Source organism: Stackebrandtia nassauensis DSM 44728, from assembly GCF_000024545.1.
GTDB classification, from domain to species: domain Bacteria; phylum Actinomycetota; class Actinomycetes; order Mycobacteriales; family Micromonosporaceae; genus Stackebrandtia; species Stackebrandtia nassauensis.
In genome coordinates this window covers 2,975,817-2,989,718 of sequence record NC_013947.1, presented here as the reverse complement: position 1 = coordinate 2,989,718, position 13,902 = coordinate 2,975,817, and the positions used below count along the sequence as shown (strand labels likewise).

General features: G+C 68.0%; 14 protein-coding genes. 7 read left to right on the top strand and 7 right to left on the bottom strand.

Translation table 11 applies throughout. The features are described from left to right. Positions 1–14: 14 nt before the first annotated feature. Positions 15–1,259 carry a DUF418 domain-containing protein gene (locus SNAS_RS13995; protein ID WP_013018087.1) on the bottom strand — a complete coding sequence of 415 codons (1,245 nt, stop codon included), beginning with the start codon at positions 1,257–1,259 and terminating at the stop codon, positions 15–17. A 167-nt stretch (positions 1,260–1,426) separates the two neighbouring features. Here SNAS_RS13995 and SNAS_RS13990 point away from each other — a divergent pair, with 167 nt between their 5' ends. The 3 genes from SNAS_RS13990 to SNAS_RS13980 are packed head-to-tail and all read left to right on the top strand — an operon-like array spanning position 1,427 to position 4,060. Beyond that, positions 1,427–2,422: a hypothetical protein gene (locus tag SNAS_RS13990; protein WP_013018086.1), complete on the top strand. Its 996-nt coding sequence runs from the start codon at positions 1,427–1,429 to the stop codon at positions 2,420–2,422. 46 nt (positions 2,423–2,468) lie between these two features. Further along, positions 2,469–2,999 (top strand): SigE family RNA polymerase sigma factor, encoded by a 531-nt coding sequence (locus SNAS_RS13985; protein ID WP_052305279.1) that lies wholly within the window; start codon positions 2,469–2,471, stop codon positions 2,997–2,999. Continuing rightward, complete coding sequence (locus SNAS_RS13980; protein ID WP_013018084.1) at positions 2,996–4,060, top strand: TolB family protein; 1,065 nt, start codon at positions 2,996–2,998, stop codon at positions 4,058–4,060. The genes SNAS_RS13985 and SNAS_RS13980 overlap by 4 nt, the downstream gene beginning before the upstream one ends. Before the next feature lie 12 nt (positions 4,061–4,072). Here SNAS_RS13980 and SNAS_RS13975 read toward each other — a convergent pair whose 3' ends face one another. From SNAS_RS13975 to SNAS_RS13960, 4 genes are read right to left on the bottom strand one after another with little or no spacing between them, the layout of a single operon-like run. Continuing rightward, positions 4,073–4,783, bottom strand: coding sequence for an alpha/beta fold hydrolase (locus tag SNAS_RS13975; RefSeq protein WP_013018083.1), 711 nt, complete (start codon positions 4,781–4,783; stop codon positions 4,073–4,075). A gap of 46 nt (positions 4,784–4,829) precedes the next feature. Continuing rightward, positions 4,830–5,375, bottom strand: a complete 546-nt coding sequence (locus SNAS_RS32765; protein WP_013018082.1) for a GNAT family N-acetyltransferase — start codon at positions 5,373–5,375, stop codon at positions 4,830–4,832. A 48-nt stretch (positions 5,376–5,423) separates the two neighbouring features. Then, positions 5,424–6,890: an FAD-dependent tricarballylate dehydrogenase TcuA gene (tcuA, locus tag SNAS_RS13965; RefSeq protein ID WP_013018081.1), complete on the bottom strand. Its 1,467-nt coding sequence runs from the start codon at positions 6,888–6,890 to the stop codon at positions 5,424–5,426. Further along, the gene (locus SNAS_RS13960; RefSeq protein WP_013018080.1) at positions 6,883–7,557 is read right to left on the bottom strand and encodes a TetR/AcrR family transcriptional regulator; all 675 of its coding nucleotides are present in this window, start codon (positions 7,555–7,557) and stop codon (positions 6,883–6,885) included. Before SNAS_RS13960 ends, tcuA begins: the two co-directional genes overlap by 8 nt. A 117-nt stretch (positions 7,558–7,674) precedes the next feature. Here SNAS_RS13960 and SNAS_RS13955 point away from each other — a divergent pair, with 117 nt between their 5' ends. After that, complete coding sequence (locus SNAS_RS13955; protein WP_013018079.1) at positions 7,675–8,883, top strand: cytochrome P450; 1,209 nt, start codon at positions 7,675–7,677, stop codon at positions 8,881–8,883. A gap of 131 nt (positions 8,884–9,014) precedes the next feature. Continuing rightward, positions 9,015–10,622 carry a pectate lyase family protein gene (locus SNAS_RS13950; protein ID WP_013018078.1) on the top strand — a complete coding sequence of 536 codons (1,608 nt, stop codon included), beginning with the start codon at positions 9,015–9,017 and terminating at the stop codon, positions 10,620–10,622. Here the strand turns inward: SNAS_RS13950 and SNAS_RS13945 are convergent. Beyond that, complete coding sequence (locus SNAS_RS13945; protein ID WP_013018077.1) at positions 10,617–11,297, bottom strand: helix-turn-helix transcriptional regulator; 681 nt, start codon at positions 11,295–11,297, stop codon at positions 10,617–10,619. The two genes, SNAS_RS13950 and SNAS_RS13945, sit on opposite strands and share 6 nt — an antisense overlap. 139 nt (positions 11,298–11,436) lie before the next feature. Between SNAS_RS13945 and folE the strand changes: the two genes are divergently transcribed. Further along, entirely contained in the window at positions 11,437–12,051 is a 615-nt protein-coding gene (gene folE, locus SNAS_RS13940; RefSeq protein WP_052305278.1) for a GTP cyclohydrolase I FolE, read from the top strand. Positions 12,052–12,072: 21 nt separating this feature from the next. Continuing rightward, positions 12,073–13,305, top strand: a complete 1,233-nt coding sequence (locus tag SNAS_RS13935) for an NAD(P)/FAD-dependent oxidoreductase (RefSeq protein ID WP_013018075.1) — start codon at positions 12,073–12,075, stop codon at positions 13,303–13,305. 4 nt (positions 13,306–13,309) lie between these two features. Here the strand turns inward: SNAS_RS13935 and SNAS_RS13930 are convergent, their stop codons facing one another. Further along, the gene (locus tag SNAS_RS13930; RefSeq protein WP_013018074.1) at positions 13,310–13,870 is read right to left on the bottom strand and encodes a TetR/AcrR family transcriptional regulator; all 561 of its coding nucleotides are present in this window, start codon (positions 13,868–13,870) and stop codon (positions 13,310–13,312) included. Positions 13,871–13,902: the final 32 nt, after the last annotated feature.

Genomic DNA, 13,902 nt, shown 5'->3' with positions numbered 1-13,902 from the left:
ATCGGGACGCTCCCCTAGTCCCTCGGGTTCGCGGTCGCGCATGGCGCGGCAGCGGCGTCGTGGGTTCTGGTCCGGCGGCGCCAGGTCGGGGCGGTCCAGTTGGTGGCCGCCCGCAGTAGTCCTTCGACCGGGCCGTAGGCGAAGCGGCGCATCCACCAGGCGCTCGCGGCCAGTTGTGCGGTGAAGGTCAACAGCGCGATGCCGATCAGCCCGGCCGGGGGGATGTCGTCGACAAGGGCCAGACCGTAGCCGGTGTAGATCAGCATGAAGACCACGGACTGTCCGATGTAGTTGGAGGCGGCCATGCGTCCGGCGGGGGCGAGCCAGGCGACCAGTCGCGAGGTGTGCTTTCCGGCGGCCAGGCGCAGCAGGACGGCGATGTACGCGAAGGTCATCAGTGGGTTGACCAGGAACTGAATGCCTTCCAGTGCGCTGGACATCTCGATCCAACCCATCTCGGCGGCCAGCGTCGCGGCGGCCACCGGCAGACCGACGCCGAGACCGATCCACATCACCCACGGCGACCAGCGGCGGATGGTGTCCCGGCGTTCGAACAGGCGCCGTTTTCCGGCGGCCATGCCCAACAGGAACAGCGCGAGCGCGGTGACTCCCTGGGCCAGCCAGATGAATCCGATGAAGGACGGCGCGATCGCCAGCTGGGCGGCGAAGGTGTCAGCGGCGCTGCCGGTGTAGGCGTCGTGGAACGTCTGGGCTTGCAGGAACGGAAGGTCATCGCCGCCGCTTTCGTCGCCGCCCAGGAGGAACAGGGACGCGAAGGCCAGGTAGAGGACGCATCCGGTGATCACGGCAGTGATCGGCCGGACCCGGCGCATGGCGATGAGCACCAGGCACAGGACCGCGTACAGGGTCAGGATGTCCCCGAACCACAGCAGGAACACGTGCGCCAGTCCGATGAGGAACAGCGCGGCGCAGCGGCGCAAGAGCCTGGCCCTGGCCGAGACGCCGACCCGTTCGGCGGCGGTGATCTGGAGCGTGAACGAGTATCCGAACAGGAACGAGAACAGCAGGTAGAACTTGCCCAGGAACAGTGCGGTGACCGTGCCGGTGACGGCCCGGTCGATCGGGGCGTCGAATATGAGCTTCAGGTTCTCGCCGGAACCGACGATCGTCAGCAGTGCGGCGACGGCGACGACGTTGGCGATCAGGATGCCCAGCAGCGCGAAGCCGCGCAGCGCGTCCAGCTCGGCGATGCGGTTGTCGGTGCTTTGCCGCTGCGCCGCAATGGATGTGGAGGTCATTCCCCGACCGTATGGATCCGACCTTCTCCCCCGGCACTGTCGAGTGGCCAGTCCGGGGTGCCGGGTGGCCAGAACTTTCTCGCGTCAGGCGGCAACCGAATCGGGATGGCTCACATCTTTAACGGGGTCCGCGAATGACGATCACCCCCGAGGAGCGAACTCCGAGCATGTCGAAACCCGGTCGTATCAAGATCCTGTCCCTTGTCGGCGCCGTCGTGTTGGCCGCCAGCGTTGGTTGTGCCAAGGGGTCAGGCGAGGACAAGTCCGCTGACGGTGGCAAAGAGGACCAGCAGAAGTTCACAACCGGCAAGTACTTCGATTATCTCTTCTACCTTGACCGTGCGGAAGACGGCGCTGTGAAACTCCAGCGGTGGAACGGTGACCCCGACGCGAAGCCGGAGACCCTCGTCGAGGGTGAGGGGCTCATGTACGAGACCCTGAACGTGTCAAAGTACGGAAACTTCGTCAGCTGGGTGGAGAAACGGGGCGGCGGCACGAAACTCATGGTGCACTACGTGGAATCCGGCAAGACGAAGGAAACCCTCGACTACCCCGTCGACGACGACGTTTGCGTGACACCGACGTGGGCGGCGGACGGACGCGGGCAGTTGCTGGTGCCCGCGGATGACTTCAAGACGGTTCGTTCCTACGACGTCCCCTCCACGAGCAAATCCGATCCGAAACCCATCGCCGGGTGTGATCCGCTCCAGGCCGCGGGCGAAGGGGACGCGCCGGACATCTTCTACTGGAACGCCGAACGCGGCGACGTCGAGTTCGTGACGCCGCAGGGGGAGGTGGCGAAGACCGGAGTCGGTGCGGCGGTCGAGAAGGAACTGGGCACTGACGTGCACGGCTTGTACGCGGTCAGTATGGACGGTTCCGAGGTGTGCCTCAGGCTCAAGGACGACCAGGACGATGCCGGTCGCGCACTGTCGTGTGACGTCGCCGTCGACGTGGCCACCCACGATGTGACGCTGCGGCCCGATGAGGAGCTTCAGATCCAGTACCTCGACGGGCCGGCGGTGGAGCGCGTCGGTGGGGAACTGCGGTTCGTCCCCGACATCACCGACCGAAAGGGCGATCCGATGATGCTCGACGAACCGAAGGCACTGGCCGACACCGATCTGATAGCAGCAAGCGTTGTCCACCACACTGAGGGCTAGACCCCTGACGGTGACGGTTCAGGCGAAGGGCACCGGCGAAAGCGAGATGGTGGTGGGCAAACGCACCTCCGAGGACGAATTCGACGAGTTCGTGCGCGGAAGTTCGCTGCGGCTGTTGCGGTCGGCCTACCTGCTGACCGGCGACCAGCACCTGGCCGAGGACCTGGTGCAGTCGGCGCTGGAACGGACGCATCGCTCGTGGAAACGCCTGCACCGCACCGAGAGCGCCGAGATGTACACCCGCAGGGTGATGTACCACCTCCAGGTCGCGTGGTGGCGCAGACGGCGGGTGAAGGAACACTTCGACGAGCAACCGATCGACGAGAGGGTCTCCACTCCGGACTCCGCCGAGGACGCGACCCGGCGGCTGGTGCTGGGGCAGGCGCTGGCGCAGTTGACGACCCGGCAGCGTGCCGTCATCGTCCTGCGGTTCTACGAGGACCTCAGTGTCTCGCAGACCGCGGAGATGCTCGGTTGCAGCAACGGGACGGTGAAGAGCCAGACAGCCAAAGCGTTGGCGGCGCTGCGCCGTCAGCGGCCGGAACTGGCGCAACTGACCGAAGGGAGTTTCGCGTGACCACGCGGTTCAGAGACGACCTGGTCCACATGGCCAGCGAAGTGCGCGACGCGGATCTCGCCGCCCGGGCGCGGGCGGGTTCCCGGCGGCGCCGGAACCGGAACGTCCTCATCGGCTGTGCCGTACTGCTTGTGGCCGCGCCGCTGGCGGTGGTGGGGGCGACGTCCTTCGCCGAGCGCCGCGAGGACGCCGCCGAGTTCGGCGATTTCGACGGGACGTTCGTGTACCTGCGCGACGACACGGAGGACGATGGTGCCGCGGAGCTGGTGCGCCGCGACGGTACTGAGGAATCCACAGTGCTGTCGGTGCCGTCGTCGGACATCACCGGCGATATCTCGGTTTCGGCGGACGGCGAATGGGCGGCCTGGGAACGTCAGGGGAACGGCGACACCGACATCATGGTCGCCGATCTGTCTACAGGAGACACGAAGAAGCTGTTGTCCCACTCCTCCAACTCCTGCGTCGCACCGACGTGGGCGCCCGACGGCGCGCCGCTGTTGCTCACCCCCGATCCCGACAGCAGTACCGGTGCCGTCAGGTGGAACAACGTCGAGTCCGAGGAGTCGACGGCGCCGCTGGAGACCATCACCGAACGCGCGGACGCATTGTGCCCGACTTTCCCGGTCGCACGGTCCGACGGCGACTACGACCTGTACTACTCCACCGGCGAACCCTTTCGGCTGCGATACCTGGCACCGGACGGGTCGTTCCACGACGTGGAGGGGGTTGGGAAACTGCGCGACGCCGCCGGTGACTACTGGGCAGACATCGCCGGGGTCAGCCGCGACGGCGACCGCGTTTGCCTGACCGCCCCACATGAAGACGACGACGTCTCATTTCCCCGCTGTGACGCCGTCGTCGATCCGGGTTCGGGCAAGGTGCTGCGCGACCGGCGAAAGGACCCCGCCACCCAGGTGCTGTTCCTCCCCAACGGGGAATCGATTTCCCGGAACGCCGACGGCGTCATGGAACGTTGCGACGCCGACGGCGAGGTCGTGGCCAGAACCCAGGAGGACTCGCGCTGGCGGGATCACCGGCTCATGGCCTACGTGCCCGATTGATCCGGTCAGCGGTCAGCTCGGATGTTCGGTGACGAATTCGCGGATGAGCTTGGTGCAGTCCTCGGGGCGTTGCAGATTCCACAGGTGATCGGCGTCGGGGATGAGACGTTTCGTCGCGTGCGGAATCTCCGCGGCGAGCACCTCCATTGACGGCAGGTTCACGCGGTCGCGATCGCCGCAGCACACCAGGCTCGGCACGGTGATGCGTCCCAGTCGCCGCCGCACGTCGTCCTTGACCAGGGCGCGCAGGGCGTCGAGCTGGGTGCGTTTTCCGGCGCGGATGATGTCGGTGATCAACGCGTCGCGGTCACCGGGGCGTGCGGGGTTGACCGCTCGCGCCGAGGCCACCGCGAGACCCTGAACCGGCGCCAGCCTCGTGACCAGCCGTTGCGTCCGGATCGTCCATCGTGGCACGTCGACCATGGCGCCCGACAGCAGCAACCCCGCGACCCGGGCCGGCGCGGCCAGCGCGACGTGCAACGCCACCGAGGCGCCCAGGGAGGCTCCGATCACGTGCACGCGGCCCGAAGTGTTGGTGCGGATGACGCTCAGCACCTGTTCGGCGGCGGTGTCCATGGTGAACCGGGTCTTGTTCAGACCGTGGCCGGGCAGGTCGGGGGTGAGGATGTCGTACTCACCGGCCAGCTCGGCGACCTGCGCATCCCACATGGCGTGGCTGGAGCCCATGGCGTGCAGCAGGACCAACGTCGACTTGCGACTCATCCGGGGAATGCTATAGGCCGCTGTCCCGACGGCGACGGCGGTGGCCTCATTCGAGCACCGTGTGGGACCAGATCAGGCAGTCATGCCAGGTGTCCTGGCCGGGGTCGTCGGCGGTCCAGGACCGGCAGTGGTGCGCCAGCCGTTCTTCGAAGGTGAAGCCCGCCCGTTCCGCCAACCGCAGAGATGGTGCGTTGTCGGGGCGGATCTCGAGCCACACCCGTGGCAGCTGCGCGTGTTCGTGGGCCCACTGGGTGACGGCCGTGATGCCGCGAAGGGCGATGCCGCGGCGGCGCCACTCGGGGCGGACCCAGTAGGCCAGTTCTGCCGACTGTGGAGCGTCGGGCATCAGGCCGAGGGCACCGACAAGCCGGTTGTCGCTGAACGCCCCGAACGAGACCTGGCCGTCGGAGTCGGGGTCCCATTCGCGAAGCGCGTTCTTGGCTTCGGCCAACGAGTACGGGCCGACGGGGCGCGGGCCCCAGAAGGATGGTTCGGTTTCGGCGCTGGTGGCCTCGACAACCGCTGGCGCATCGGCCTCGGTCAGGGTGCGCAGTCGTAGGTTGTCCAGGTCGATGTCCATGGTGGGCCACATGTCGATGATTCTGCCAACTGTTTGGGCAGGCAGCCTCGGCGCGACGGTTCAGGCCTGGGTGCCCGCGCGGCGGCCGAACACCATTCCGGCGGCGAGGCCGGTGCCACCCGGGTAGTTCTGGCTGAACAGGCCGCCGAGCATCTCGCCGCACACGTACAGGCCCGGGATGGGTTGTCCGTCGTGGTCGAGTACCCGCGCGTCGGTGTCGGCCTTGAGGCCGCCGAAGGTGAAGGTAATGCCGCAGGTCACCGGGTAGCCGTAGTAGGGGGCGGTGTCGATGGGGGCGGACCAGTTCGACTTGGGTGGGGTGACGTCGGCGCGGCGGCCGTCCTTGACGGTGGGATCGAACGGTGCGGTGTCGTCGATGGCGGCGTTGAAGGTCGTCACCGTGTCGACGAACGCGTCGACGTCCACGCCGAGGCGTTCGGCGAGTTCCGGCAGGGTGTCGGCCCGTACCTCCGCGATGCCGGGCATGTCGTATTCCTCGGTGCGCAGCATGGGGCGCAGCCGGGAGTCGAAGATCTGGAACGCGATGCCGCCGGGTTGTTCGAGGATGCGTTTGCCGTACTTGGCGTAGGTGTAGTTGCGGAAGTCGGCGCCCTCGTCGAGGAAGCGGTGGCCGTCGGTGTTGACGATGATGCCCAGCGGGTAGGACTGTCGGCTGAGCCGGTTGGTGAGTTCGCGGTTGCTCTGGTTGTCGGGGAACCACGCGTCCCACTGAATACTGTGGGCGGTGGACCAGTCGCCGCCGCGCGCCGCGCCGATGGTCAGGGCGGCGGCGAGCAGGTCGCCGGTGTTGTGGGGTGTGCCGCGCACGACGGCGCGTTCCCAGCCCTCGCCGAGGTGTTCGGCACGCCAGGTCGCGCTGGACTCGAAGCCACCCGCCGCGAGGACGACGGATTCGGCACGGATCGTGAAGGGCTGGCCGTGGTGGGTGCCGGTGACGCCGGTGACGCGTCCGTTCTCGACGATGAGGTCCGAGACGGCGTGGCCGTAACGGATCTCGGTTCCCAGTTCGTCCGCGATTCTGGTGTGGTCGGTGATCAGGCCGACGCCGCCGTCGACGTTGCCGACGTGGAGTCCGCCCCAGAACAGGAAACCGCCGTCGGCGCGCGGGTAAGCCTGGCGTTCGTACATGAGCCGGTAGCGCACGCCGAGCTTTCGCAACCACCGGACGGTGTCGGCCGATTCCTCGACGAGGACGCGGGTCAGGCCCGGGTCGTTGTTGCCCTCGGTGACGCGTTCCAGGTCGGCGGCGTACTCGGTGGCGGGGTAGGGCGGCAATTCGGTGCGCTCGTGCCGCTCGTCCGGTTCGACGATGTCGAGCAGGTCGGCCAGGCCGTCGTGGCTGATGCGGGTGGCTCCGGCGGTGAAGTAGCTGTTGCCACCGGCGTGGTCGCGGTCGCCCTTCTCCAGGAGGACGACGCGGCGGCCCCGCTGGGCGGCGGCGTGTGCCGCCGAGAATCCGGCGTTGCCGCCGCCGACCACGACGACGTCTACTGGGGAATCATTCATGGTCGGCTCCGTCATCGCTGGGGGTCGGCCGGTTCGGGCCGTCGGTGAGGTAGGTGAGGAAGTCGGCGAGGCGTTCGCGGTGTTCGCGCAGGTGCTCGGGGGTCAGTCCCGCCTCGGTGATGGACACGAGGTGGTCGGTGGCCGCGCACAGTGCCGCGCCGGTGGCGGCGGCGCGCATCCGGATCTCGGGCGCGTCGGCCGACTGGCCGGTGCGGGCGGCGAGCACGTCGGCGAGGGTGGCGTCGGCGCGTTCGCGCAGCACCAGGTAGACGGCGCGCAGTACCGGTTCGTCGTGGGTCATGCGCACCACGGCCAGGACGGCGTCGATGTCGGGGTCGGACGCGTCGGGCACCGGCGAGTAGGCCGCGCGCAGGTGATCAGCTAGTTCCACTTCGGACGGCCAGGTTCGCAGTACTTCCCGGAAGGACTCGACGGTCTTGGTCAGCAGCGGTTCGACGCAGCTCTCCTTGGTGCGGAAGTAGCGCCACAGTGTCCGTTCGGATATCCCGGCGGCGGCGGCGATCTGCTCGCCCGAGGTCGCGGCCACCCCGTGTTCCCGGAACAGCCGCACCGCGTGGCGGGAGACTTCGAGGCGTTGCCGCCACCGTTCCGGCTCGCTCACCGGCGGCCGTCCACGGCGGACCGTGAGGTTGTTCCGCTCGCCCATGAGACCTCCACCAGTGCCGACGCGTCGCTACACGTTAGCCGAACCCTAATTTCTGGCACTCGCTGCCAAAAATGGGTAGCGTTCATGGTGCCACACGTCACCGCAGAAGGAGAGAACATGAGCGTCGCCGCCGAGCCACTGCAACTGCCCTTCGAGAAGCCGAACGTGCTCGATCTCGCGCCCCTGTACGAGGTGTTGCGCCGGGAGGCTCCGGTCACGCCGGTGACCACCCCGGCCGGTGATCCCGCCTGGCTGGTCACCCGGTTCAACGACGTCCGGGAACTGTTGAGCGACAAGCGACTCGGACGGTCGCATCCCGAACCCGACAAGGCCTCGCGAATCTCGTACGCGGCGGTGCAGGACGGACCCACCGGCGACTTCGAGACCGAGGAGGCCGACCACGCCCGGATGCGGCGGTTGTTGACCCCGGCGTTCTCGGCCAAGCGGATGGGCTTGCTGTCGGACTACATGCGAGGCCTCGTCGAGGGCTATGTGGACCGGCTGATCGCCGAGCATGAGACGGCGCCGGACGGGGTCGTGGACCTGCACGCCGGGTTGGCGTTCCCGCTGCCGGTCGCGGTCATCTGCCGTCTGCTGGGGGTGCCGGAGGCAGACGGGGAGCACTTCCGATCGTTGTCGGAGCGCATGTCCAGCTACACCGGCGAGGACGCCCACGCGGCGCGAGCCGAGTTCGGCCGGTACATGGTGGGGTTGACCGACGGCAAGCGCGCCCAGCCGGGCGAAGACGTGATCTCCGATCTGGTGCGGGCCCAGACCGCCGACGCGGACTTCGACTACGACGAGATGGTGCGGTTGTGCGTCGGCTTGCTGTTCGCCGGGCACGAGACCACGGTCAACCGGATCGGGCTGGGCACGCTGTTCCTGATGACGCGTCCGGAGCAGTGGCGGCAGCTGACCGCCGACCCGTCCGGGCGGGTCAACGCCACCGTCGAGGAGATCATGCGCCTGGGGGCGCCGGGCGATCTGGGGCTGCTTCGCTACGCCCACACCGATCTCGACGTCGGTGACGTCACCATCCACCGTGGAGACGCCGTCATCCTGTCCATCAACGCCGCCAACCGGGACACCACGGTCTACTCCGACGCCGAGACCTTCGACCCTGACCGTCCCGAGCGCGCGCATCTGGGCTTCGGCCACGGTTCGCACTTCTGCATCGGCGCCAGCCTGGCCCGCACCGAGCTGCGGGTCGTGTTCGAGACCCTGGCCCGGCGGCTGCCGAACCTGCGGCTGGCCAAGGAACTCGACGAACTGGAGGTGCGGCCCACCATCACCGGCGGGGTCACCGAGCTGCCCGTGACCTGGTAGCGCGTCGCGCCGTTGTGGCCCACCGGTCACCCGCGACCGGTGGGCACGACTACGCGGCCGCGACTCGTGCGGAAATCGTGTGGGGTGCGGACATCGTGTGCTCACGCATCGACCGCAGAGGAAGAGACCACATGGCCGCATCACTGTCACGACGAGGTTTGCTGAAGCTGGGCGGCGGGGTGGCCGCGGCGGGTGTCGCCGCCGCCGTTGCCGCCAACGCGATCGCCGAGGATCCCGCGACGTCCGCGACCTGGCACTCCAAGCTCGTGTATCCCGGCGCGGACGGGCGGCTGAAGTACGCCGCCGAGGCCAACGGCAAGAAGATCCCCGACTTCAGCTGGGCCGGTTACCGCAACGGCGAGGCCGAGATCCCGGATGTCACGGTGGTCAAGACGATCGGCCCGGTCAAGGACGACAACACCGCGCACATCCAGAAGGCGCTGGACGAGGTGGGTGAACTTCCCAAGGGCGAGGACGGTTTCCGGGGCGCGCTGCTGCTGAAGCCGGGTCACTACAAGGTTTCCGGCACCATCAAGCTGAAGCGCAGCGGCGTGGTGCTGCGCGGTTCCGGCAAGGGCGCCGACACCAACGTCAACACGGTGATCACCGGTACCGGCGGACCGGACATCAAGGCGGTGATCGCGGTCGGCGGCACGTCAGGCGACTGGAGTTCGCAGGTGGCGGGCACGAAGACCAACGTCACGTCCAGTGTGGTGGAAGCCGGTTCACGTCGACTCACCCTCGCCTCGACGGCCAACCTGAAGGTCGGCGACAACATCATCATCCACCACCCGTGCACCCAGAAGTGGCTCGACGCGATCAACGGCGGCGGGGTCAAGAACCAGCCGCCATGGAAGGTCGACTCACTGCCCATTGTCTACAACCGGTACGTGAAGAGGATCGAGGGCAACGACATCGTCGTCTGCGCGCCGGTTTTCAACGCGCTGCGAAAGTCATATTCGCAGTCCTATGTGTATAAGTGGGATCAGGCGGGGCTGGTGCGCGATGTCGGGGTGGAGAACCTGCGCGTCGACATGGGTGCCCCCGCCGCCGAGGACGAGAACCACCCGCAAAGCTGCGTCGCCGTCACCCGGGCCGAGGACGCCTGGGTGCGCGGGTCGAGCCTGCTGCACTTCTCGGTGTCCGGGGTCGTCGTGCAGCGCAGTACCCGGGTCACCGTCCAGGATGTACGGGCCAGTCATCCGCGCTCGCAGCTCATCGGCGAACGGCGGTACAACTTCAGCGCGGCGGGCATGGCGCAGCAGGTCCTGTTCCGGGGCCTGTGGGCCACCCACGCCAGGCACGCGTTCATCGCCACCGGCTCCAGCACGTGTTCGGGCATCGTCTGGCTCGACGGCTACAACGAGAACGGTTACTCCGAGTCCGGCGGTCACCAGCGCTGGAGCCACGGGCTGCTGTACGACAACATCAAGGAACTGTCCAGTAAGGCCGACAACGCGTGGGTGCTGTCGCTGCACAACCGGGGCGACCTCGGCAGCGGTCACGGCTGGTCGTCGGTGAACAGTGTCGCGTGGAACTGCACCGTCGACAATGGCAAGCGGCTGTGCGTGCAGCGGCCGCCGACCTCGCAGAACTTCGCCATCGGCACCACCGGCACGGTCACCAATGTCAACTGGTACACGCATCAGTTGGGCTATGTGGAGGGCACCAACAAGTCCGGGCTGGATCCCAAGTCGCTGTATCTGGCGCAGCTCGCCGATCGCCTGGGCGGGTTATGAACCGTCGGTGGGTTCGAGGCGGACGCAGCAGTGGTTGCGGGTCGGGTTGAGGCGTGGCGACAGGCCGCGCATGCCCAGGCCGTTGAGCAGACCGTCGAGCAGGCACAGGTTCATGCCGCACACCAGCTCGGGTTGCTGTCGGGCGAGGTCGTGGAACGGGCAGTTGCCCAACAGGATGTGGTCGCCGCTGACCCGGGGTTCGAAACCCTGCTCGGCCAGGGTGCGCACGACGGAGTCCTCGGTACTGACTTCGGGGTGGAGGCTTCGGGCGGCGAGGCCGATGTCGGTGCCGAGGGTGCGGGCCCGTCGGTCGAGTATCGCCCGCGGTGACTCGCCGGAGTTCTCGGCTTCGCTGAGAGCGGCGGCCAGCAGTTGCCCGGCCAGGTCGTAGCGGCGTTCGGGCAGTGAGACGGTGATCTGCCGGTCGGAGCGGTGGTAGAGCTTGGCGGGACGTCCGGCGCCCGGGCCGGTGCGGCCTGAGCGTCGTTCGTGGACGACCGACAACAGACCGGCCTCGACGAGCCGGTCGAGATGGAAGGCGGCGGTGGTTCGCGGCAGCTCTTCGGCGGCCGCGGCCTCGTCGCGGCTGACCGGCTCGGGCTGGCTGACCACGAAGTCGTAGAGCCTGCGCCGGGTCGGCTCATCGAGTGCGGCGACTGCGGAAAGGTGTGTCATCGGCCTCGGTCATTCTAAAGCCAAGTTGTATTGACTAAATTCGTGATGCGCTCTAACGTTAACACAATTCGTTGATAGAAGGAGCGTTGTCATGGCGTCCCCGGCCCCCAACCCCGCGAACCTGTCTAGTCTGAGTGAGATGAAGGTGCCGCACGCGATCCCGGCCCAGCGCACGTTGCGTGTGGTCCACGACCGCGAGGATGTGGACCTGGACGCCGCGCACAAGGCCGTCACCGATCTGCTGGTCGCGCTGGGTCGCAATCCGATGTCGGAGCACCTGGCCGACACCCCGCGACGGGTGGCCGAGGCCTACGCCGAGATGCTCACGCCGCGCGAGTTCAACCTGACGACGTTTCCCAACGACGAGGGTTACGACGAACTGGTGCTCGCCCGTGGGATTCCGGTGCAGTCGTTGTGCCAGCACCATCTGCTGCCGTTCCACGGCGTCGCGCACGTCGGGTACCTGCCCGGGGAACGGATTCTCGGGCTGTCGAAGCTGGCGCGGGTGGTGGAGTTGTTCGCCCGCGACCTTCAGGTACAGGAACGACTGACCAAACAGGTCGCCGACTGGTTGCGGGATCACCTGGCGCCCAAGGGTGTCGGCGTGGTCATCGAGGCCGAGCACATGTGCATGGCGCTGCGGGGAGTGCGCGCCACCGGTTCGCGCACCCTGACCTCGGCGATGCACGGACAGCTGCGTGACGACGCCCGCTCGCGGCAGGAGTTCTTCGCGCTCACCGGCACCAACGGCTAAACCCGCTACAAAGGAGGGTTCATGACCACCGAACAGACATTCGTCATCGTGGGCGCCAGCCTGACCGGCGCCTCAGCGGCGCAGACACTGCGGGAAGCGGGATTCACCGGACGGGTGGTCCTCGTCGGCGCCGAGAACGAACGGCCCTACGAGCGTCCACCGCTGTCCAAGGGATACCTGCTCGGCAGCGAGGAGCGGCCGACGATCTTCGTGCACGAGGAGGACTGGTACGCCAAGCACTCGGTGGAGCTGCGGCTGGGGCACTCGGCCGTCGAGCTGGATCGCGGCGCCCGCACGGTGCGGCTCGACAACGGTGAACAGCTTCAGTACGACAAGCTGCTGCTGGCCACCGGCGCCTCACCACGCGAACTCGACGTGCCGGGCACCGACCTGGACGGGATCTTCAGCCTGCGCCGGGTCGGCGACTCCGAACGGTTGCAGGCCGCGCTGCGAGCCCACAGCCGAGTCGCCGTGGTGGGCGCGGGCTGGATCGGGCTGGAGACCGCGGCCGCCGCCCGCGAGCTGGGTTGCGAGGTGACCGTCTTCGAGCCGCAGCCCACCCCGCTGCACGCGGCACTCGGCGCCGAGATGGGCGAGTTCTTCGCCGAACTGCACCGCCGCCACGGCGTCCACCTGCGACTCGGCAGCGGCGTAAGCCGGATCAACGGCTCCGACGGCCGGGTCACCTCCGTTGTGGACGACAACGACGAGGAGGTGCCCGCCGACGCGGTGATCGTGGCCGTCGGCGCGCGCCCCAACACCGAGCTGGCCGAGCGCTGCGGACTGTCCGTCGACAATGGTGTGCTGGTGGACGCGTCGCTGCGCACCGACGACGCCGACATCTACGCCGCCGGGGACGTCGCCAATCCGACGCACCCGCGTTACCAGCGCCGGGTCCGGGTGGAGCACTGGGACAACGCCCTGCACGGCGGCCAGGCCGCGGCGAAGGCGATGCTGGGCCAGGACGTCGACTACGACCGGCTGCCGTACTTCTTCACCGACCAGTACGACGTCGGGATGGAGTTCAGCGGCTGGTTCCCGCCCGGCGGTTACGACGCGGTCGTGACCCGGGGCGACGTCGCGGAGCAGGCGTTCTACGCGTTCTGGTTGTCGGGCGAGCGGGTCGTGGCCGCCATGCACATCAACCAGTGGGACGACGGCATCGCTCCGGCGCAGGCGCTCATCCTCGGCGGCGGTGCCGTCGACGCGAAGCGGCTCGCGGATGCCTCGGTGCCGTTCGACCAGTTGAGCTGAGACGTCAGTCCAGCACCCGCAGGGTCATCGCGACCAGGGCGTCGACGTCGTCGTCGACCATCGGTTCCCCGGTCATGCCCATGCGGTGCAACAGGGTGCCGATGATGACGTCGATGAGGAACAGCACCCGGTGCTCCGGTTCGCCCAGCACTTCCCGGATGGCGATCAGGTAGGGCTCCTGTAGCTGCGTGGCCAGGATCTCGCGCAGTGCCGGGTCGTTGACGGCGTCGGTGAACACGCCCGCGAACGCCGCGCCGACACCGGGTTCGGCGATCTTCGCCGCCGCGAAGCGGATCGACTCCGCCAGGAAGTCCTCCCGGGTGGTCGCGGTCATCGGCAGCGGGCCGAACGCCTCGATGAGGCACGCGGTGATCAGCGCGCCCTTGGTCGGCCAGCGCCGGTAGATCGTGGTCTTGGCGATCCCGGCGGCGGCCGCGATGCGGTCGACGGTGGCGCGCGCGTACCCGAGTTCGTCGACAGTGCTCAGTGTCGCCGCGAAGACCGTGGCGTCGACGCTGTTGCGGGGACGGCCGGGGGGCCGGGCGGATGCGGCTGCTCGGGTCATGTGCTCAGCCTATCAAGTTATGCTACCTTCGG